Annotated in this window: 21 protein-coding genes and 1 pseudogene; 8 read left to right on the top strand and 14 right to left on the bottom strand. The window is 66.2% G+C overall.

Annotation, left to right across the window (positions count from 1 at the left end):
* Positions 1 to 9: 9 nt before the first annotated feature.
* Positions 10 to 1,770, bottom strand: a complete 1,761-nt coding sequence (ctaD, locus tag DQP58_RS03100) for an aa3-type cytochrome oxidase subunit I (RefSeq protein ID WP_165827781.1) — start codon at positions 1,768 to 1,770, stop codon at positions 10 to 12.
* Between the two features lie 160 nt (positions 1,771 to 1,930).
* Positions 1,931 to 2,037 (bottom strand): annotated as a pseudogene (locus DQP58_RS27540) (hypothetical protein); the annotation flags it as partial.
* Between the two features lie 20 nt (positions 2,038 to 2,057).
* Here DQP58_RS27540 and DQP58_RS03095 point away from each other — a divergent pair.
* Together DQP58_RS03095 and DQP58_RS03090 are read left to right on the top strand one after the other, a co-directional pair.
* Positions 2,058 to 3,152, top strand: coding sequence for an iron-siderophore ABC transporter substrate-binding protein (locus DQP58_RS03095; protein WP_112707031.1), 1,095 nt, complete (start codon positions 2,058 to 2,060; stop codon positions 3,150 to 3,152).
* A 117-nt stretch (positions 3,153 to 3,269) separates the two neighbouring features.
* Positions 3,270 to 4,310, top strand: coding sequence for an NAD(P)-dependent alcohol dehydrogenase (locus DQP58_RS03090; RefSeq protein WP_112707030.1), 1,041 nt, complete (start codon positions 3,270 to 3,272; stop codon positions 4,308 to 4,310).
* A gap of 19 nt (positions 4,311 to 4,329) precedes the next feature.
* Here DQP58_RS03090 and DQP58_RS03085 read toward each other — a convergent pair whose 3' ends face one another.
* The 3 genes from DQP58_RS03085 to nrdF all read right to left on the bottom strand — a co-directional run bounded on the left by DQP58_RS03085 (position 4,330) and on the right by nrdF (position 7,176).
* Positions 4,330 to 4,755, bottom strand: a complete 426-nt coding sequence (locus DQP58_RS03085) for a DUF3349 domain-containing protein (protein WP_112707029.1) — start codon at positions 4,753 to 4,755, stop codon at positions 4,330 to 4,332.
* A 1,043-nt stretch (positions 4,756 to 5,798) separates the two neighbouring features.
* On the bottom strand, positions 5,799 to 5,957 hold the full coding sequence (locus tag DQP58_RS26695; protein ID WP_165827780.1) for a hypothetical protein: 159 nt from the start codon (positions 5,955 to 5,957) through the stop codon (positions 5,799 to 5,801).
* Between the two features lie 244 nt (positions 5,958 to 6,201).
* Entirely contained in the window at positions 6,202 to 7,176 is a 975-nt protein-coding gene (gene nrdF / locus DQP58_RS03080; protein WP_205869319.1) for a class 1b ribonucleoside-diphosphate reductase subunit beta, read from the bottom strand.
* Positions 7,177 to 7,357: 181 nt separating this feature from the next.
* Between nrdF and DQP58_RS03075 the strand changes: the two genes are divergently transcribed.
* Together DQP58_RS03075 and DQP58_RS03070 are read left to right on the top strand one after the other, a co-directional pair.
* A complete protein-coding gene (locus tag DQP58_RS03075) occupies positions 7,358 to 7,804 on the top strand; it encodes an SRPBCC family protein (RefSeq protein WP_112707028.1) in 447 nt (148 codons plus the stop codon).
* Positions 7,788 to 8,333, top strand: coding sequence for a TetR/AcrR family transcriptional regulator (locus tag DQP58_RS03070; RefSeq protein WP_112707027.1), 546 nt, complete (start codon positions 7,788 to 7,790; stop codon positions 8,331 to 8,333). The genes DQP58_RS03075 and DQP58_RS03070 overlap by 17 nt, the downstream gene beginning before the upstream one ends.
* On the opposite strand, the gene DQP58_RS03065 is transcribed toward DQP58_RS03070, so the two are convergent.
* Positions 8,305 to 8,877, bottom strand: coding sequence for a TetR/AcrR family transcriptional regulator (locus DQP58_RS03065; protein WP_112707026.1), 573 nt, complete (start codon positions 8,875 to 8,877; stop codon positions 8,305 to 8,307). The genes DQP58_RS03070 and DQP58_RS03065 overlap by 29 nt on opposite strands.
* Positions 8,878 to 8,978: 101 nt before the next feature.
* Here DQP58_RS03065 and DQP58_RS03060 point away from each other — a divergent pair, with 101 nt between their 5' ends.
* Entirely contained in the window at positions 8,979 to 9,899 is a 921-nt protein-coding gene (locus tag DQP58_RS03060; protein WP_112707025.1) for an SDR family NAD(P)-dependent oxidoreductase, read from the top strand.
* Here the strand turns inward: DQP58_RS03060 and DQP58_RS03055 are convergent.
* The 3 genes from DQP58_RS03055 to DQP58_RS03045 form a co-directional block, all read right to left on the bottom strand.
* On the bottom strand, positions 9,896 to 11,434 hold the full coding sequence (locus DQP58_RS03055) for a flavin-containing monooxygenase (RefSeq protein ID WP_112707024.1): 1,539 nt from the start codon (positions 11,432 to 11,434) through the stop codon (positions 9,896 to 9,898). The two genes, DQP58_RS03060 and DQP58_RS03055, sit on opposite strands and share 4 nt — an antisense overlap.
* Before the next feature lie 154 nt (positions 11,435 to 11,588).
* Positions 11,589 to 12,317 (bottom strand): TetR/AcrR family transcriptional regulator, encoded by a 729-nt coding sequence (locus DQP58_RS03050; RefSeq protein WP_112707056.1) that lies wholly within the window; start codon positions 12,315 to 12,317, stop codon positions 11,589 to 11,591.
* A 78-nt stretch (positions 12,318 to 12,395) separates the two neighbouring features.
* Entirely contained in the window at positions 12,396 to 13,226 is an 831-nt protein-coding gene (locus tag DQP58_RS03045; protein WP_112707023.1) for an AraC family transcriptional regulator, read from the bottom strand.
* Positions 13,227 to 13,253: 27 nt separating this feature from the next.
* Between DQP58_RS03045 and DQP58_RS03040 the strand changes: the two genes are divergently transcribed.
* Entirely contained in the window at positions 13,254 to 13,721 is a 468-nt protein-coding gene (locus DQP58_RS03040; protein WP_112707022.1) for a VOC family protein, read from the top strand.
* Between the two features lie 12 nt (positions 13,722 to 13,733).
* Here DQP58_RS03040 and nrdE read toward each other — a convergent pair whose 3' ends face one another.
* The 4 genes from nrdE to DQP58_RS03020 form a co-directional block, all read right to left on the bottom strand.
* Positions 13,734 to 15,911 carry a class 1b ribonucleoside-diphosphate reductase subunit alpha gene (gene nrdE, locus DQP58_RS03035; protein ID WP_112707021.1) on the bottom strand — a complete coding sequence of 726 codons (2,178 nt, stop codon included), beginning with the start codon at positions 15,909 to 15,911 and terminating at the stop codon, positions 13,734 to 13,736.
* On the bottom strand, positions 15,881 to 16,333 hold the full coding sequence (nrdI, locus tag DQP58_RS03030; protein ID WP_112707020.1) for a class Ib ribonucleoside-diphosphate reductase assembly flavoprotein NrdI: 453 nt from the start codon (positions 16,331 to 16,333) through the stop codon (positions 15,881 to 15,883). Before nrdI ends, nrdE begins: the two co-directional genes overlap by 31 nt.
* A gap of 31 nt (positions 16,334 to 16,364) precedes the next feature.
* Positions 16,365 to 16,604 carry a redoxin NrdH gene (locus tag DQP58_RS03025; protein ID WP_083064357.1) on the bottom strand — a complete coding sequence of 80 codons (240 nt, stop codon included), beginning with the start codon at positions 16,602 to 16,604 and terminating at the stop codon, positions 16,365 to 16,367.
* Between the two features lie 504 nt (positions 16,605 to 17,108).
* Complete coding sequence (locus DQP58_RS03020) at positions 17,109 to 17,696, bottom strand: NAD(P)H-dependent oxidoreductase (RefSeq protein ID WP_112707019.1); 588 nt, start codon at positions 17,694 to 17,696, stop codon at positions 17,109 to 17,111.
* A gap of 59 nt (positions 17,697 to 17,755) precedes the next feature.
* Here DQP58_RS03020 and DQP58_RS03015 point away from each other — a divergent pair, with 59 nt between their 5' ends.
* Together DQP58_RS03015 and DQP58_RS03010 are read left to right on the top strand one after the other, a co-directional pair.
* Positions 17,756 to 18,364 carry a TetR/AcrR family transcriptional regulator gene (locus DQP58_RS03015; protein ID WP_112707018.1) on the top strand — a complete coding sequence of 203 codons (609 nt, stop codon included), beginning with the start codon at positions 17,756 to 17,758 and terminating at the stop codon, positions 18,362 to 18,364.
* Positions 18,361 to 19,398, top strand: a complete 1,038-nt coding sequence (locus DQP58_RS03010) for a DNA polymerase IV (protein ID WP_112707055.1) — start codon at positions 18,361 to 18,363, stop codon at positions 19,396 to 19,398. Before DQP58_RS03015 ends, DQP58_RS03010 begins: the two co-directional genes overlap by 4 nt.
* Here the strand turns inward: DQP58_RS03010 and DQP58_RS03005 are convergent.
* On the bottom strand, positions 19,333 to 20,262 hold the full coding sequence (locus tag DQP58_RS03005; RefSeq protein WP_112707017.1) for an SDR family oxidoreductase: 930 nt from the start codon (positions 20,260 to 20,262) through the stop codon (positions 19,333 to 19,335). The two genes, DQP58_RS03010 and DQP58_RS03005, sit on opposite strands and share 66 nt — an antisense overlap.
* Positions 20,263 to 20,285: the final 23 nt, after the last annotated feature.

Genomic DNA, 20,285 nt, shown 5'->3' with positions numbered 1-20,285 from the left:
CAGCCGCCGCTACTGCGCAGGAGTTGAGCGATCGGGTTCGGTTCGTGGGCCGAAGCCCTTCGGTGATTCGAGAGCCGTGGCATGGCGGCCCACATGGGCCTCGGCGCGCAGCCGCTCCACCATGTGGGGGTAGTGCAACTCGAATGCGGGGCGCTCCGAACGGATTCGGGGCAGCTCGGTGAAGTTGTGCCGCGGCGGCGGGCAGCTGGTCGCCCATTCCAGGGAGTTGCCATACCCCCACGGGTCGTCGACCGTGACGACCTCGCCGTAACGCCAGCTCTTGAAGACGTTCCAGACGAACGGGAACATCGACGCGCCCAGGATGAAGGCGCCGACCGTCGAGGCGACGTTGTAGGGCTGGAAGCCGTCGCTGGGCAGGTAGTCCGCGTAGCGGCGCGGCATGCCCAGGTCACCCAGCCAGTGCTGCACCAGGAACGTGGTGTGGAACCCGATGAACGTCAGCCAGAAGTGCAGCTTGCCCAGCCGCTCGTCGAGCAGCCGGCCGGTCATCTTCGGGAACCAGAAGTAGATGCCGGCGTAGGTGGCGAACACGATGGTGCCGAACAACACGTAGTGGAAGTGCGCGACCACGAAATAGCTGTCGGTGACGTGGAAGTCCAGCGGCGGGCTGGCCAGCATCACGCCGGTCAGACCACCCAGCAGGAAGGTGATCAGGAAGCCGACCGAGAACAGCATCGGCGTCTCGAAGGTGATCTGCCCCTTCCACATCGTGCCGATCCAGTTGAAGAACTTGATCCCCGTCGGCACCGCGATCAGATACGTCATGAACGAGAAGAACGGCAGCAGAACGGCTCCGGTGGCGAACATGTGGTGCGCCCACACCGCGACCGACAGGGCGGCGATCGACAGGGTCGCGTACACCAGCGTGGTGTAACCGAACACCGGCTTGCGCGAGAACACCGGGATGATCTCGGTGACGATGCCGAAGAACGGCAACGCGATGATGTACACCTCGGGGTGCCCGAAGAACCAGAACAAGTGTTGCCACAACAAGACTCCGCCGTTGGCGGCGTCATAGACATGGGCGCCCAGATGTCGGTCGGCGGCCAGCCCGAACAGCGCCGCGGTCAGGATCGGGAAGGCGATCAGGATCAGGATCGAGGTCACCAGGATGTTCCAGGTGAAGATCGGCATCCGGAACATCGTCATGCCGGGCGCGCGCATGCACACCACGGTGGTGATCATGTTGACCGCGCCCAGGATGGTGCCCAGACCGGCGACGATCAGGCCGGTGATCCACAGGTCTCCCCCGGCGCCGGGCGAGTGCACGGCGTCGGACAGCGGCGTGTAGGCGGTCCAGCCGAAGTCGGCGGCCCCACCCGGGACGATGAAGCCGGAGGCCGCGATCAGCCCGCCGAACAGGAACAGCCAGTACGAGAAGGCGTTCAGCCGCGGGAAGGCCACGTCGGGCGCACCGATCTGCAACGGCAGCACCAGGTTGGCGAAACCGAACACCACCGGGGTGGCATAGAGCAGCAGCATGATCGTGCCGTGCATGGTGAACAACTGGTTGAACTGCTCGTTCGACAGGAACTGCAGCCCGGGAGCGGCCAGCTCGGTGCGCATCAGCAACGCCATCAGCCCGCCCATGAAGAAGAAGGCGAAGCAGGTGACCGTGTACATGATGCCGATCAGCTTGTGATCGGTCGTCGTGATCAGTTTGTAGACGAGGTTCCCTTTGGGGCCCATCCGGTCCGGATACGGACGAACGGCCTCGAGTTGTCCCAAGGGGGGCGCTTCGGCTGTCAACAGCTTCTCCAAACATCCAGATCGGACACTGGCCCAAAAATCGGTATTGAGACGAATCTTAGCCGTCGATCATGACGACGTCAGGGCTGGTCCTACAAACTGTCGTAAACGGCGCACCGGCGCGGCCCGCCCGTCGGCGCGGCTGTGCGCGGGGCTGATCGTGGCGACCCGCTTCGCCCGGCTCCGCCGCGCTCGCGATCGCCACCTGGCCGAATCGTGGCGACCCGCTTCGCCCGGCTCCGCCGCGCTCGCGATCGCCACGCTGGCCGGATGTTAGCGTCTGACGGGTGTTGTTCGGCGTGATCAGACCCGTCCAGCTGACCGCGGCGACGGCGGCGGTCATCCTGGCCTGCGGCGGCTGCGGATCCGACACGCCCGCCGGGCAGACGACCCGTTCGCTCGTCACGCCCACCACCCAGATCGCCGGCGCCGGCGTGCTCGGAAACGACCGCCGGCCCGACGAGTCGTGCGCGCGGGACGCCGCCGAGGCCGACCCGGGCCCGGCCAAGCGCCAGGCGCGCAACGCGGCGGGCGTCGCCCCGGACATCGTGCAGGTGCCCGCCGATCCCCAGCGCATCGTGGTGCTCTCCGGCGACCAGCTCGACACGCTGTGCGCGCTGGGCCTGCAAGCGCGGGTGGTCGGCGCCGCGCTGCCGGACGGTTCCTCGAGCCAGCCCGCCTATCTGGGCGCCGCGGTGCACGGCGTGCCCGGTGTCGGCACCCGCTCCCACCCGGACGTGCAGGCGATCACGGCCGCCCACCCCGATCTGATCCTGGGCTCGCAGGCGTTGACCCCGACGCTGTATCCGCAGCTGGCCCCGATCGCCCCGACGGTGTTCACCGCCGCACCGGGCGCGGCCTGGCGGGACAACCTGCGCGCCGTCGGAGCCGCCACCGGCCGCGGCGGCGCGGCGGACGGGCTGATCACCGGGTTCTCGCAGCGGACGACCGAGGTCGGCGCGCGCCACGACGCCTCCCACTATCAGGCGTCGATCGTGCAGCTGACGGCCGGCACCATCCGGGTCTACGGCGCCAACAACTTCCCGGCCAGCGTGCTCGGCGCGGTCGGCGTCGACCGGCCCGCCTCGCAGCGGTTCACCGACCAGCCCTACATCGAGATCGGCTCCTCCGACGCGGACCTGGCGAAGAATCCGGACCTTTCGGTCGCCGACGCCGACGTGGTGTACGTGTCCTGCGCCACCCCGGCCGCCGCCGACCGGGCCGCGACGATCCTGGACAGCAACCCGTGGCGCAAGCTGTCGGCCAACCACGACAACCGGGTCTACGTCGTCAACGACGAGATCTGGCAAACCGGTGAGGGCCTGATCGCGGCCCGCGGTATCGTCGATGACCTGCGCCTGGTGAACGCCCCGATCAACTGACGGCGACCGGCGGTACGCACTCCTCGCCATAAGGTGATGTTCGCCGCCTCGGATGGCGGAAGAACTATTACCCTAGCTAAACTTCTTGATGACGTATCGAATCGAAGAGGGACTTTCATGAGCACAGTTTCGGCGTACGCGGCCACCTCGCCGACCGCACCGCTGACCAAGACAACAATCGAGCGGCGTGAGCCGGGTCCGCACGACGTGGCGATCGACATCAAGTTCGCCGGAATCTGCCACTCCGACATCCACACGGCCAAAGGCGAATGGGGCACACCAAGTTACCCGCTGGTCGTCGGCCACGAGATCGCCGGCGTAGTCACCGCGGTGGGCTCCGCGGTCACCAAGCACAAGGTGGGCGACCACGTCGGGGTGGGCTGCATGGTGAACTCCTGCGGTCAGTGCCGCAGTTGTCAGGCCGGCCTGGAGCAGTACTGCAGCCGGGGCACGACCTTCACCTACAACGCCACCGACAAGGACGGCACGATCACCCAGGGCGGTTACAGCCAGGCGATCGTCGTCGACGAGAACTTCGTCCTGCACATCCCCGACTCATTGCCGCTGGACAAGGCGGCGCCGCTGCTGTGCGCGGGCATCACGCTGTTCTCGCCGCTGCGGCACTGGAAGGTCGGCCCGGACACCCGCCTGGCGATCATCGGCCTGGGCGGGCTGGGCCACATGGGCGTCAAGCTCGGCGCGGCGATGGGCGCCGAGGTGACGGTGCTGTCGCAGTCGCTGAAGAAGATGGAAGACGGTCTGCGACTCGGTGCCAAGCACTACTACGCCACCGCCGAGCGGGAGACCTTCAAGGAGCTGCGCAACAGCTTCGACCTGATCCTGAACACCGTCTCGGCGAACCTGAACCTCAACGACTATTTGAGCCTGCTCGACGTCGACGGCACGCTCGTCGAGTTGGGCATTCCCGAGCACCCCATGGAGGTGGGCGCGTTCTCGCTGGCGCTGGCGCGCCGCAGCCTGTCCGGGTCGAACATCGGCGGCATCGCCGAAACCCAGGAGATGCTGGACTTCTGCGCCGCGCACAACGTGACGCCGGAAATCGAGCTGATCGAGCCCGACTACATCAACGAGGCCTACGAGCGCGTCTTGGCCAGCGACGTGCGCTACCGCTTCGTCATCGACATCTCGAAGCTGTAGGGCGCGGGCGCTAAAGCGCCTAGCGGGAAAAGCCCGGCGCGTTCTCGGAAGCCGCACTGCGCGCGGCGATTTCGGCGGCCTCTCCCCATTCGTCGCCGGGGATGACCTCGCTGACGTCGATGCCGGCCAGCGGCCACCCGACGGCCGCCAGCGTGGTCGCCACCCGGATGATGTTTTCCGGCCCGGCGTCGTAGTGCGTCATGTCGGAGATGAAATGGGCGATCTCGTCGCGCTCGATCACGCCGTCGGCGATCGCCGGGGATCCGTCCGCGGTGATGTTGCGCACCACCTCGGCGATCTGCTCCTCGGTCAACGGGGTGCTGCGCAGCAGCGCCAGCAACGGCACCCGGTCGGGCCCGGGGACGCCCTCGGGGTAGCCGGCGCGCAGCCAGCGAAGTACCGAACGGCAGAAGTTGGCGGTGGCAGAGGCGGCGGTATTCGTCACCCCACCAGTGTCAGGGCTGTCGTGTCACCCGCGCCAGCGGGTGAAAAGCGGCGCGCGCACAATTCACACGCCGTTCATTACTCGAACATGTCCGCCACCAAAAAGCGCGCGGCGGACGGATCCACAGCGACAGTCACGACACGAACCATGGCGTTCCTGCAAAGGCCAATATGCGAAGCTGTGCCGCCCGCAGGGCGTGGCCGGCGGCAGCCGATCCCGGCTTCGAGCCGCCGGGGTGCTCGACGATCGGCGCAGGTCACGCCGGCGGCGGCCGGAGCCCAGCCCACCGAATCAAGCGGATCCGGTTCATGCGATGGCCTTCGGAGCGACGCGACGATTGGGTATGCGGGGATTTGTACGAGCAATCGGACGATCCACAGGACAACTCGAAATCGCCCTTCCCGCAGCAATATTGGGCGGCGCCGCTGTTGGCATCAATCTCGTTAACCAGACCCGCCAGCAGCACCGGCAGAGGCATAGCCGTCGGGCCGCGCGCTCATATCGGCTGGCGGCGCCTCATTCGTCCGCGGTTGGAGCTTCACTTCCCGCGGATCGAGAGGGCTCCGTGGACTCCACGTCGGAGCCCTCTTCGTCGTCGGTGGCTTGGGGCGGTTGTTCGTCGCCCTCTGGCGGCGGCTGTTCGGCGGTGGTCACGTGGCTCTCCCGTCCAGAAATGATTTCGCGTGCCAGATACCCGGGCCGGCCATGCGGGAAACGGAGCGCTGCGGCCGAAGCGCTCAGCAGTCCCGGTCCTGGTCCTGGCGTCGAGGAACGTGCATGAGAACGCCACGGCGGATCTAGCCGACGTGCCGCTGGCGGCAAATGCGAGCAATCGCGCGGCAAGGCAAGCAGTGCTGGCTACAAAGCGACATCGGAGGCCACGGTAAATCGGGTGAACGGGTATTTTCCGCTTCGGGCTTATTAGCGGTCGAGTCAATAATTGGATGGCATCCGCAATCGTGAGAAAGCAGATCGCGGGAAACCCAATGCGCATTTGCAGTCGCTCGTAGAAGTTCCAAAGAGGCGACAGTGATCGGCTGAAGCTAGCCGACACCTTCCGAGCTCTGCTCGGTGGCGCAGTGGACCATCCGCTCGCTCAGCTGGATCAGCGGGTCTTCGTATCCACCGGGCATGGTGTAAGCCAATCGGCGCAATTCGACGGCAAACTCGTAGAGATGCTGGGTCAGCAATGCGACGGTCATAAGGCGGCAGTGACGATGTTTGCGGTGACGCGGGCTACGCGGAACAACATACTTCCCAAACTTCCCCCTTGTAGGCGACCCCGATGTTTGGCGACGTGTCCCGATTCGTCGATGGCAGCGTAATCGCTCCCGCGTCTAATCACAACTGGGTTTGTAAAAACTCCGGCGCCGCGTATGGAGCAGCCGAGCGAACCAAACGGCTCCGGCCGGCCGACGTGCAGGACGACTAGCTATGCCAGCGTCGCTAGAAGTCCCAGTCCTCGTCCTCGGTGACCACGGCCTTGCCGATCACGTACGAGGAGCCCGAGCCGGAGAAGAAGTCGTGGTTCTCGTCGGCGTTGGGCGACAGCGCCGACAGGATCGCCGGGTTGACGTCGGTCTCGTCGCGCGGGAACAGCGCCTCGTAGCCGAGGTTCATCAGCGCCTTGTTGGCGTTGTAGCGCAGGAACTTCTTGACGTCCTCGGTCAGCCCGACCTCGTCGTAGAGGTCCTGGGTGTACTCCACCTCGTTGTCGTAGAGCTCGAAGAGCAGCTCGTAGGTGTAGTCCTTGAGCTCCTGCTTGCGCGCGTCGTCCACCAGGGCCAGGCCGCGCTGGAACTTGTAGCCGATGTAGTAGCCGTGCACAGCCTCGTCGCGGATGATCAGCCGGATCATGTCGGCGGTGTTGGTCAGCTTGGCCCGGCTCGACCAGTACATCGGCAGGTAGAAGCCGGAGTAGAACAGGAAGCTCTCCAGCAGCGTGGAGGCGACCTTGCGCTTGAGCGGCTCGTCGCCCTTGTAGTACTGCATGACGATCTCGGCCTTGCGCTGCAGGTTGGGGTTCTCCTCCGACCAGCGGAAGGCGTCGTCGATCTCTGCGGTCGAGCACAGCGTGGAGAAGATGTTGCTGTAGCTGCGGGCGTGCACCGACTCCATGAACGCGATGTTGGTGTACACCGCTTCCTCGTGCGGGGTCAGCGCGTCGGGGATGAGGCTGACCGCCCCGACCGTGCCCTGGATGGTGTCCAACAGGGTCAGGCCGGTGAACACCCGCATGGTCATCTGCTTCTCGTGGGCCGTCAGGGTGCCCCACGACGGCAGGTCGTTCGACACCGGCACCTTCTCCGGCAGCCAGAAGTTACCGGTCAGCCGGTCCCAGACCTCGGCGTCCTTTTCGTCTTGCAGCCGGTTCCAGTTGATCGCCGAAACGCGGTCGATCAGCTTCATGTTTTCGGACACCAGAACCCCACTTCACACGCCGTTTTGCCGGATGAATCTCAGGCTCCAGACACTACCCCTGGGGTGCGACAAGCGACGGCAACACAACAACTTGTGTTTGCGTGTCGCAAGCGCGCCCAGGCGCACCATCGGTTCCATTCCGTTCTCCAGTATCGCGCGCCGGGGATGTACCATTTGGTACATGATTACCGACGACAGCGTCGCGATCGACGCACCGCCCCAACTCGTCTGGGACGTCTTCACCGATGTCGAGCACTGGCCGGACTGGACCGCCTCGGTCACCTCCCTGACCGGGCTGGACGGCGCGGCCCTCGCCGTCGGCAGGCGCTTCGCCATCAAGCAGCCCGGCATGTCGAAGCTGGTGTGGCGGGTCACCGAGCTCGAGCCCGGCAGGTCCTGGACCTGGGTGCAGCGCTCCCCCGGCGTGCGGGTGACCGCCCGGCACGACGTCATCGCCCAGCCCGGCGGGCGCACCCTGGTGCGACAGCGACTCGACCAGAACGGCGTGCTCGGTGCCCCGGTCGGGTGGTTGATGGCCAGGAAGACCAAGCGCTTCCTCGACCAGGAAGCCCAAGGCCTCAAGGCCCGCGCCGAGCAGCTCAGCCGCGCCGATGGCGCGCACCCCTGACACCGGGCGGCGCCAACAGCTCCTCGATGCACTCGTCGCCGAGTTCGCCACCGGCGGCATCGGCGACCGGTCCCTGCGCGAGGTGGCCGCCGCGGTGGGCACCAGCCACCGAATGCTGTTGCACTACTTCGGCTCTCGCGAAGACCTGCTCCTGGCGATCGTCGAGGCGGTCGAGCGCCGGCAGATGGGCGTGCTGTCCGAACTGCCGACCGACCCGGCCGAGGGCTTCGCGGCGATGTGGGCCGACCTGCGTCGCCCCGGACTGCGCCAAGCCGAGCGCTTGTTCTTCGAGTGCTACGCCCGCGCCGCCCAGGGCGAAAAGCCTTATGCCCGAATGCTTCCCGGGGCCGTCACGGACTGGCTGGCCGAGGTCGACGCGGTCGCCGAGGCTCCGGTCGACCCCGCCTTGGCCCGGCTCGGGTTGGCCGTCGCGCGCGGCCTGCTGCTCGATCTCGTCGCGACCGACGACGACGCCGGCGTGGACGCGGCGGCGCAGGCTTTCATCCGGCTTTTGGCAACACCGAGATGAGCGTGTCGACGAGTTCCTCGGCGCTGGTGTGCCACTTGTCCAGATCCATGTGGCCACTCAAGTCCAAGCCCGTGATGCCGTGTGCGCTCGTCAAAATGAGCGCTCCATAGCGTGGGGCCTGCTGCGGACCGGTGATACGACCCACCATCTCCAAAAACAGTCCCTGCGTACGTTGGGCCGCCCGCATCGCCGCGGTCGGGTCGCCCGCCGGCGGGGTGAACATCAGGCGGTACAGATGCGGGCGGGTGCGGCCGATGGCGATCAGCGACAGTAGGGCCGATCGCAGACATTCCTCCGGCGAACCTTCGCTTCCCGCCAACGCTTCGAGCGCGTCACCCAATTCGCGCAACGCGTTGGTGGCGAGCTCGGCGAGCAACGACTCCTTATCGGCAAAGTGGCGATAAGCGGCCGAGCGCGATACCCCGCTGCGGGCGCCGACCTCGCGCAGCGTCACCGCGTCGACGCCGCCGAGGTCGAGCAACGCCCCCGCCGCCTCGACCAATGAACGGCGGGTGGCCGCCGCGCTCTCGGCTCTTGTCGTCACCCGCAGAGCATAAGCCGGCCTTGGGTTGACAATGTCAACTCAACTGCTAGTTTGAGATGACAGCGTCAACTCAAACTAGCTCCCCTCGATTGGAGAACCCCATGATGTCGTCGAGTCGCGCCGCCCGTAATGAGCTGATCGTCGTCACCGGTGCCTCGACGGGCATCGGCGCGGCCAGCGCTCGAGAACTGGCCCACAAGGGTTTTCACGTCCTGGCCGGTGTGCGCCGCGAGGCCGACGCCGACGCGCTGCGCGCGGAGAACATCGAGCCGCAAATCCTGGACATCACGATGGGCACCGACGTGGCCGCCATCGCCGACCGCATCGCGCGCGATCCGCTGCGCCGTCCCCTGCGCGCGCTGGTCAACAACGCCGGGATCGCGGTCAACTCTCCGGTCGAAACGCTGCCAATCGACCAGTGGCGCCGGCAATTCGAGGTAAATCTGTTCGGCCACATCGCGATGACCCAGGCGCTGCTGCCGGCCCTGCTCCTCAGCGGAGGCACCGTCGTCAACATCAGCTCCGTCGGCGGCAAGGTGGTGTTGCCGACGTATGGCGCATATGCCGGTTCGAAGTTCGCCCTGGAAGCCGCCAGTGACGCGTTGCGGCGTGAGGTCGCCGAACTCGGCATCAAGGTGGTAGTCGTCGAGCCGGGCGCAGTCAAAACCGAGATGGCCGAGCGGGGTATCAACACCGCCGAGGCACTGATGGCCGACCTGACCGATGCCCAACTCGCCCGCTACGCCGATCTGATCGCGGCCGTCACGGCGCAAGCCCGGTCGTTCGGCGAGGACGGCGTTTCGGCCGAACACGCCGCGAAGGTGGTTGCCAAGGCCGCGACCGCATCACGCCCGCGCACGCGCTATAGCATCGGGCGCGACGCGGCGATCCTGTTGTGGGTCAACCGCGTGGTGTCCGACCGGGTGCTGGACCGCATCATGCGCCAGAACCTGCGCTCGTTCGCCAAGAAGTCGCAGGCCCGCGAACCGCGCAGCGCCGCAACATCTTTGGTCGGCTCTTAGACCGCCGCCTGCGCGCCCGTGTTCACGCCGTAGAACTGGTATTCGTCCGGCTTGACCGAACGGGTCGCCCGCCAATACTCCCAGGTGTAGCCACCCCAGAGCACGGTGTTCTTGCCGTGCTCATCCAGATACCAGCTGCTGCAGCCACCGCTGTTCCACACCGAGGGGCCCAGCCTGCGCTGCAGCTCGTCGTTGAACTTGTCCTGGGCGGCGCGGGTGGGGGCCAGCGCCTGGGCGCCCAGCTTGTCGCAGGTCGCGATCGCGTCTGCGACGTAACGGATTTGGGATTCGATCATGAACACCACCGAGTTGTGTCCCAGGCCGGTGTTGGGTCCCAGCAGGAAGAACAGGTTGGGCACGTCGGCGACGGTGATGCCGCGATGCGCGCCGATGCCCTCGCGGTTCCAGCGGTCCACCAGGTCCTCGCCGTGCAGCCCCTTGATCTGGACGTAGGTGTAGGAGTCGGTGACGTGGAAACCGGTGGCGTACACGATCACGTCGGCCTGGCGATGGGTGCCGTCGACGGTGTCGATGCCGTCGGCGGTGATTCGCGCGATGTGGTCGGTGACCAGTTCGGTCTTCGGGTCCGCGACCGCGCCGTAGTAGGTGGAGGAGTTCAGGATTCGCTTGCACCCGATGCGGTAATTCGGGATCAGCTTGCGCCGCAACTCCTTATCCTTGACCGCCCGGCGAATGTTGTATTTGCAGTAGGATTCGATGAACTTGAGCAGGTTCGGCCGTTTGGTCATGCCGAAGGCCAGCGCTTCCTGCCCCCAGTAGATCGCGAGTCGCACCAGCGCGCGCAGCCCGGGCACGTTCTCCATGGCCCGGCGCACCGCCGGCGGAATCTCGGGGTTCGAGCGCGGCACCACCCACGGCGGAGTGCGTTGGTAGAGCTGAAGTTCGGCGACCTTCCCCACGATCTCCGGCACGATCTGGATCGCACTGGCGCCGGTCCCGATGACGGCCACCCGCTTGCCGGTCAGGTCGACGCTGTGGTCCCACTCGGCGGAATGGAAAGCGGCGCCCGCAAACTCATCGCGGCCTTCGATGTCGGGCATGGACGGGATGTGCAGCGCGCCCGCACCCGAGATCAGGAACTGGGCGACGTATTCGCGCCCGTCGGCGGTGAACACGTGCCAGCGGTTCTCGTCATCGTCCCAGTGGGCCCGATCGACCAGCGAGTCGAACTCGATGTAGCGGCGCAGGCCGTACTTCTCGGTGACGCCCTTGAGGTAATCCCAGATCTCGGGCTGGAAGGAGAACGGGTTCTTCCAGTCGGGCTTGGGCTCGAACGAGAACGAATACAGGTGCGACGGGATGTCGCAGGCGCACCCGGGATAGCTGTTGTCCCGCCAGGTGCCGCCGATGTCGCCGGCCTTTTCCAGGATCACGAAGCCGACGCCCTGCTTTTGCAGCGCGATCGCCATCCCCAGACCGGAGAACCCGGTCCCGATAATGACGGCACGCGTGTGCACCGGCTTCGTGGCGGTGGCCGCGGGGGTTGTCTCGGTTTGTGTCACGACGTCGGTCACGGTCGATCGGTCCTTCTATCCAGGCGTGTCGCGGGTCGGCGCCAGTCGGCGTTCTCGGCTGCGGCCCCCGCCGACGCCGATACCCAGTACCCAGGGTATCGGCTTGGGACGAGTGTTATCGATGGCCGAGGCGGTTGTCAACGCGGAACCGCGCTCAGCCCACGGCCGGCTTGACGGTCACCATGTCGTGAATCGGCAGGTCAGGATCCATCGTGATGCCCAGCGCCTCAGCGGTACCGACGATGACCCCCATCATGATGGTGGTCAGGTGCGCGACGAACTGCTCGCGCGACATCAGCCGGGGGCTGTCCGGCTCGGGGCCCAGCCACCACTCCGTGGCCGACGCGGCGCAGCCGAACGCCGCGTTGCCGGCCAGTTCGACCGCCGCGTGGTCGAGTTCCATCTCGCGCAGCTCGTTGTCGAACATGTCGGCCACGGCCAGGGTGATGCCGCGTCCCTCGTCGAGGATCTGGGGGCTGGCCGCCGAGCGGCCCTGGATGAAGACGCGCAGCACGTTGGGGTGCTTGTCGACCAGGATCACGTACTCCTCGACGCTGCGCCGGATCACCTCACGGGCCGAGTCGGTCTTCAGGTCGATGGACGCGAAGATCGCCGCCCACAGCATGTCGCGCAGCCGCTCCCCGATCGCCTGGAACAGGTCGGACTTGTCGTGGAAGTGCCGGTAAATCTTCGGCTTGGCGGTGCCGGCCTCCTCGGCGATTTCCCGCACGGACAGTTCGGGGCCGAGCCGGTCGATGGCGCGGAAGGCCGCGTCGACGATCTCGCTGCGCACTTTCTTGCGGTGCTCGCGCCAGCGCTCGCTGCGCGCGTCGACCTTGGCCCCAGGCTTGACAGCCGGGTGGGGCCGAGGGGGCCGAGGAATTCTCACCACATCAAGCACTGTACCGCGCGACAGGCGCTGACCTGGGCAGACTGCGTTCGAACGGCGGGGCGTGCCCGTTCAGGCGTATCGCTGGGCGTACTCACCGGGACTGCAGCCGAGCATCGACCGGAAGTCGTTGGTGAAGTGGGCTTGGTCATACCAGCCGAATCGAACCGCCAGATCGGCCAGATCGACGGATCGATCGGTCTCGATTGCCAACGCCGCCTGCTGCAGGCGGTAACGGCACAGGACCCATTTGACCGGAACCCCGACGTAGTGCCGGAAGACCCGCTGGGTGGTTCGCGCGCTCCACGGCGAGCACGCCATCACGTGCTGTACTCGCTGGATGGCGTCGTCGTCACGGATCCGGGCTAGCAGCGCGGTGAGTGACCTATAGGTCGGGTCGGGGTCGGTACGTGCCCCGATCATGGCGTCCAGTTGCGCGGTCGCGCCATCGATATCATCGTCGAAAAGCGCTGGGCTGTCGAATAAGTCGTCATCGACGCACACAACCCGGCCGGTCAGCACGCTTGCATCGCGTCGGAATCGGGCGGTGAATCCGCCTGGCCGGAAGCGCGCGCCGACCACCGCGCCGCGTCCCGACAGCTCGATGGCGAAGATCCGCTGAACCACGCCGTGCAGCAAGGTGGCCGGCAGGTTGAACCCATGGCGGGGTGAGTCGGTGCCCCACTCATGGGTGAGATTGATCGATGGGAAAGCGATGACCAAGCTTTCCTGCGGGGTCCGCCCGGTCAGGTCCCAGCGCACCGACCAGAAATGCTCGACGAATTCGGCAGCCGCCGCCGAGGGCACCGCGCGATCGAGCTCGAATATCGAACCGGTAGCAGCCCGCCCGACCACACCGGGCTCTGGCGCTCCCGCCGCTGGCGCGTTTTTACAAGCTTCCACGCGACGAATCTAGCCAAGCTGAACGACATGAATCCCGAACCGATCCCCGAGGGCTACACGAGTTTGACCCCTTTTCTCGTTGTCGACGGAGCCGCAGCCGCCATCGAGTTCTACACCGACGTCTTCGGCGCGGCGCTCGTCGAGAAGATGCCCGGGCCCGATGGCACGGTCGCGCACGCGGAGTTGGACTTCGGGCGCGGCAGGTTGCAGCTGTCCGACCCCAACCCCAGCTATCAGCTTGAAGCCCCGAGCCGTACTGAGGCGGTCACCCACTCGATCGCGCTCTACTGCGCGGATGTCGACGCCGTGCTGGCGCGGGCCCAGAACGCGGGGGCGACACTGCGCGAGGCGGCCCAGACCTTCGTCACCGGCGACCGGTTCGGGTCCATCACAGACCCGTTCGGGCAGCGGTGGTCGATCATGACGCGGGTCGAAGACATCGACTCAACCGAACGCGAGCGCCGGCTGGCCGACTGGGGCGCCGAGAACCTGTGATCGATCGAAGTCCTAGAGCATGCAGGACACGCAGCCCTCGACCTCTGTTCCCTCCAAAGCCATCTGGCGCAGGCGGATGTAGTACAGCGTCTTGATTCCCTTGCGCCAGGCATAGATCTGCGCCTTGTTCACGTCGCGGGTGGTGGCGGTGTCCTTGAAGAACAGCGTGAGCGACAGGCCCTGGTCCACGTGCTGGGTGGCCGCGGCATAGGTGTCGATGATCTTCTCGTAACCGATCTCGTAGGCGTCCTGGTAGTACTCCAGGTTGTCGTTGGTCAGGTACGGCGCCGGGTAGTAGACGCGGCCGATCTTGCCTTCCTTGCGGATCTCGATCTTGCTGGCCACCGGGTGGATCGAGCTGGTCGAGTGGTTGATGTAGCTGATCGATCCCGTCGGCGGGACGGCCTGCAGGTTCTGGTTGTAAATGCCGTGCGCCTGCACCGACTCCTTGAGCCGCTGCCAATCCTCTTGGGTGGGAATGCGAATGCGCGCCTCGGCGAAGATCTCGCGCACCCGCGGAGTGGCCGGCTCCCACACCCGCTCGGTGTACTTGTCGAAGAACTCACCCGAGGCGTACTTCGACTTCTCGAAGCCGCCGAACCTGCTGCCCCGCTCGATCGCGATGCGGTTCGACGCGCGCAGCGCGTGGTAGAGCACCGTGTAGAAGTAGATGTTGGTGAAGTCGATGCCTTCTTCGGAGCCATAGTGGATGCGCTCGCGGGCCAGGTAGCCGTGCAGGTTCATCTGGCCGAGGCCGATCGCGTGGGACTCGTTGTTGCCCTGCTCGATTGAGGGCACCGAGGTGATGTGGGTCTGATCGCTCACCGCCGTCAGCGCCCGGATCGCGACCTCGATGGTCTGCGCGAAGTCGGGCGAGTCCATCGTCTTGGCGATGTTCAGCGACCCCAGGTTGCACGAGATGTCCTTGCCCACTTTGGCATACGACAAGTCATCGTTGAACACCGACGGCGTGGAGACCTGCAGGATCTCCGAGCACAGGTTCGAGTGGGTGATCTTGCCGTCGATAGGGTTCGCCCGGTTCACCGTGTCCTCGAACATGATGTAGGGGTAGCCGGATTCGAACTGCAGCTCGGCCAGCGTCTGGAAGAACTCCCGCGCCTTGATCTTGGTCTTGCGGATGCGGGCGTCGTCGACCATCTCGTAGTACTTCTCGGTGACCGAGATGTCGGCGAACGGCAACCCGTAGACCCGCTCGACGTCGTACGGCGAGAACAGGTACATGTCCTCGTTCTTCTTGGCCAGCTCGAAGGTGATGTCGGGAATCACCACGCCCAGGCTCAGCGTCTTGATGCGGATCTTCTCGTCGGCGTTCTCGCGCTTGGTGTCCAGGAACCGGTAGATGTCCGGGTGGTGCGCATGCAGGTACACCGCGCCGGCACCCTGCCGCGCGCCGAGCTGGTTGGCGTAGGAGAAGGAGTCCTCGAGCAGCTTCATGATCGGGATGACGCCCGAGGACTGGTTCTCGATGTTCTTGATCGGCGCGCCGTGCTCGCGAATGTTGCTCAGCAGCAAGGCAACTCCCCCGCCACGCTTGGACAGCTGCAGCGCGGAGTTGATCGATCGCCCGATCGACTCCATGTTGTCTTCGATGCGCAGCAGAAAGCAGCTCACCGGCTCGCCGCGCTGCTTTTTGCCCGAGTTCAAAAACGTCGGGGTGGCCGGCTGGAATCGCCCGTCGATGATCTCGTCGACCAACTTTTCGGCCAGCACGGTGTCGCCGGCGGCCAGCGTCAGCGCCACCATGACCACGCGGTCCTCGAAGCGCTCCAGGTAGCGCTTCCCGTCGAACGTCTTCAGCGTGTAGGAGGTGTAGTACTTGAATGCGCCCAGAAACGTCGGGAACCGGAACTTCTTGGCATAGGCCCGATCCAGCAGCGTCTTGACGAAATTGCGGCTGTACTGGTCGAGAACCTCGCGCTCGTAATAGTTCTCCTTGATCAGGTAGTCGAGCTTCTCGTCCTGATTGTGGAAGAACACCGTGTTCTGGTTGACGTGCTGCAGGAAATATTGATGTGCGGCCTCGCGGTCCTTGTCGAACTGAATCTTGCCGTCCGCGTCGTACAGATTCAGCATCGCGTTGAGCGCGTGGTAATCCGTCTCCCCCGGCCCCCCAGGATAGTGGGCGTGGGCTCCGGTGGTTACAGGCTCTGCAGCGACGGTTGGTGACACGTCTGTTCCTTCCAAAAATTGGCTAAGCCCGCGCGGACGGCATCCACGTCGTCCTGGGTTCCCATAAGTTCGAAGCGGTAGAGGTACGGAACGCCGCACTTGCGCGAGATCACGTTGCCCGCATAGGCGAATTCGGCGCCGAAGTTGTTGTTGCCCGCGGCGATGACGCCGCGGATCAACGACCGGTTGTGCTCGTTGTTCAAAAAGGCGATGACCTGCTTGGGGACGTAACCGCCGGCGTTGAGGTCGGGGGTGGCCCGGCCGCCGCCGTAGGTGGGCAGGACGAGGACGTAGGGCTGGTCTACCTCGATGCGGCCATGCAGGGGAATCCGCGTGGCGGGGATCCCCAGCTTCTCCACGAAGCGGTGGGTGTTCTCCGACACGGAGGAGAAATAGACCAGGTTGCGCCCCCTGACGTCCATGGCACCGCAACCTCCTTACTTGACGTCTTGCCTACGCGCTCAGTTCCGCCGCCGATAGCGCCTTGATGCGGTCCGGCCGGAAACCCGACCAGTGCTCGTTGCCGGCCACCACGACGGGAGCCTGCAGGTATCCCAGGGCCATCACGTAATCACGCGCCTCGGCGTCCAGCGAGATGTCGACCTTCTCGTACGCGATGCCCTGCTTGTCCAGCGCCTTATAGGTGGCGCTGCACTGCACGCATGCCGGCTTGGTGTACACGGTGATGCTCATAGAATGCCGCTCCTTTGCGGAAGAGGGGGACCCAATGGACTGGCAACTACTTTTGGACTGCGTCTTTGCTAGGTTCAGCGATCCGCCAGGCCCCCTGATTCCCGTCGCACGGCGGTCGAGGTCGAACGACCTGTGGGTGCCGATTTCGGGGGGTTCGCCGAGCCTGGCTGGCTTGGCGGCCCGGGGATCTGCCGGTGCTCGAAACACTACACCTAGTGGGTGACAAGTTGTCGAGATACAAGATGTTCTGAATAACAATTTTGAAATTCCCTGGTCGTGAGCCCTGTCGCGGAAAATTTGGACACCCGCTCGGCGTGTCGCAGATCACACGCCGGGGCGGGGGTTCCGATAAGGATTGGTATAGCAGCGGCCACCGACAACACCGCTGGCGGCGACGAACCCATCCGCAGCCAGCAAAGCCGCCAGGCGGACCTGGCGGCTTCTGCTATTCGGTTAGGGCAACCGCGCTGGTCGCCCGGCGAGCGGCTTGTTGACTTCTGCCAATCAGTCGACTTCGGCGGCCAGCTTGCCGACCACGTCGCGCACGTTCGCCGACAGCTCGGGGTGCTCGCCGGGCGCCTTACCCGCCAAGGTCTTGAACGGCACCGACAGTTTGATCGCTTCGACCACCCGCGCGCCGGCGATGCCGAAGGACTTGCGGGTGTCGTCGTGCGCCCACACCCCGCCGTACTGGCCGAAGGATCCCCCGATGACCGCCAGGGGCTTGCCTTTCAGCGCGCCGTCACCGAACGGGCGCGACAGCCAGTCGATCGCGTTCTTGACGACGGCCGGGTAGCTGCCGTTGTACTCGGGAGTCACCACCAGGGCGGCGTCGGCATCGGCGGCCGCGGCGCGCAGCGCGGCCACCGGGGCCAGCGGCGGCGCGTCGGTGTTCATCGCGTCGTCGATCTCTTCGTTATAGAAGGGCAATTCCGCGAGGCCTTCGAAGATCGTGACGGTCACGTCGTCGGCGGCGACCTCCCGCGCCAGTTCGGCGATCTGGCGGTTGATCGACGCGGCACGCAGACTTCCCACTAACGCCAAGATTTTGATTGCCACTGTTTCCAGGTTCCCTTCGATCGTTGCGTACATCCTCGCACGGCCCAACCGGACTATAGTCCGTTTTATTCCGGCGGCGTTAAAGTGCAGGGGTGAGCGAGCGGTCCGGTGAGTTGCACGTGTTCGCGCCCCAGGTGGTGCACCAGGAACGGGGTGACGCGGCACGCAACCGCGCCCTGCTCCTTGAGGCTGCCCGAAACCTGGTCGCCGAGCGCGGCGCCGACGCCGTCACCACCGACGACATCGCCGCTGCCGCCGGGGTCGGCAAGGGCACGCTTTTCCGCCGCTTCGGCAGCCGGGCCGGCCTGATGATGGTGCTGCTCGACGAGGACGAACAGGCCCTTCAGCAGGCGTTCCTGTTCGGTCCGCCGCCCCTGGGCCCCGGCGCGCCCCCGACGGACCGGCTGGTCGCGTTCGGCCGCGAGCGGATCCGTTTCGCTCACGACCACTGCGAACTGCTGTCCGCGGCCAATCGCGACCCGCAGAACCGGCACAGTGCGCCGGCCATGGTGTCGCGCACGCACGTGCGGATGCTGCTCAAGGCGGCCGATTCCGCCGGCGACCTCGATGCCCAGACCGACGCACTGCTCGCGCTGCTGGACGTCGATTACGTCGAACATCAACTGGCGGAGGGCGGTCACACGCTGGCGACGTTGGGCGACGCGTGGGAGAGCTTGGCGCGCAAGCTGTGTGGGCGGTGAACGCCCCGGGTTGGGTCCTGCACGTCGACCTCGATCAGTTCCTGGCCGCGGTCGAGTTGCGCCGCCACCCCGAATTGGCCGGGCTGCCAGTCATCGTCGGCGGCAGCGGCGACCCGAACGAACCGCGCAAGGTCGTCACCTGCGCCTCGTACGAGGCCCGGGAGTTCGGGGTGCGGGCGGGCATGCCGCTGCGCGCGGCCGCCCGCCGCTGCCCCGAGGCCACCTTCCTGCCGTCGGATCCGGCCGCCTACGACGCGGCGTCCGGTCAGGTGATGGGGGTACTCCGCGATCTGGGCCATCCGGTCGAAGTGTGGGGCTGGGACGAGGCCTATGTCGCGGTGACGGCACAGGACCCCGTCGAGGCCGCCGAGCAGATCCGCAGCGTCATCTCCTCGGAAACCGGGCTGTCCTGCTCGGTCGGCATCAGCGACAACAAGCAGCGCGCCAAGGTCGCCACCGGGTTCGCGAAACCGGGCGGCATCTTTGCGCTGACCGATGCGAACTGGATGCCGGTGATGGCCGAGAACCCCGTCGACGCGTTATGGGGCGTGGGCCCCAAGACGGCGAAAAAGCTTGCCGAACTTGACATTACGACGGTCTGGCAGCTGGCCCACTGCGAAGCCGAGCTGCTGACGGCGGCGTTCGGCCCGCGCACCGGGCTGTGGCTGCTGCTGTTGGCCAAGGGCGGTGGCGACAGCCACGTCAGCGCCGAACCGTGGGTGCCGCGCTCGCGCAGCCACGTCGTCACCTTCCCGCGCGACCTCACCGATCGCCCCGAAATGGACACGGCCGTAGCCGATTTGGCCGAACAAGCGCTGACGGACGTGCTGGCGGCGGGCCGGGTCGTGACCCGGGTGGCGGTCACCGTACGGACCGCGACCTTCTACACGCGCACCAAGATTCGCAAGCTCGACGCGCCCAGCATCGACCGCGACGTGATCATCGCCGCGGCCCTGCGGGTGCTCGACCTATTCGAGCTCGACCGGCCGGTCCGCCTGCTGGGGGTGCGCCTCGAGCTGGTCATGCCGGACTAGCGGCGGGCCGGGCCGCAGCGCCTTGGTGAAGATCACGTTCACCTGGCGCATCGCCACGCTATAGGGCCACCACGCAAGCCTTTTGAACGCGTAGAACGCGCGGATGTCGGCCGAGGTGTAGATCAGGTATCGGTTCTTGGCCACCCCGGCCAGGATCTTGTCGGCGGCCTTCTCCGGCGATACGGCATGGCCGGCGAACCGGCGCACCCACCGCGCGACGTTGGGGTCTTCGCGGTCCACGCCCGCGATCTCCACGGTGTTCACCAGCGGGGTGTTCACCGCGCCCGGCACCACCACCGACACGCCTATCCGGTGCCGGGCCAGGTCGAAGCGCAGCACCTCCGACAGGCCGCGCAGCCCGTACTTGCTGGCGCTGTAGGCGGCATGCCAGGGCAGGGCCACCAGCCCGGCCGCCGAGGACACGTTGACCAGATGGCCGCCGCGCTTGGCCGCCACCATCGGCGGGACGAACGTCTCGATGACGTGGATCGGGCCCATCAGGTTGATGGCGATCATCTTGCTCCACTGCTCGTGGGTGAGCCGGTCGACCGTGCCCCACGCCGAGACGCCGGCGATGTTCAGCACGACGTCCATGCTGGGATGTGCGGCGTGGATGTCGGCGGCGAACGCCGCCACCTGCTCGTAGTCGGCGATGTCCAGGGCCCGATGCTCGGGGACCTGACCGCCCAGGGCGCGCGCGTCGGCGACCGTCTGCTCCAGGCCGTCGCGGTCCCGGTCGGTCAGATAGAGTTCGGCGCCCTGCGCGGCCAGCCGTAACGCCGTGGCACGCCCGATGCCGCTGGCCGCACCGGTGACCAGGCACCGCTTCCCCGCGAAAGACCGCCCGGATCCCCTCTGCGCCATGGCCGTGACGATACCGGCGGTAC

It is taken from the genome of Mycobacterium colombiense, from assembly GCF_003284975.1.
GTDB classification, from domain to species: Bacteria; Actinomycetota; Actinomycetes; order Mycobacteriales; family Mycobacteriaceae; genus Mycobacterium; species Mycobacterium europaeum_A.
This window is presented reverse-complemented; position numbering and strand designations above follow the sequence as displayed.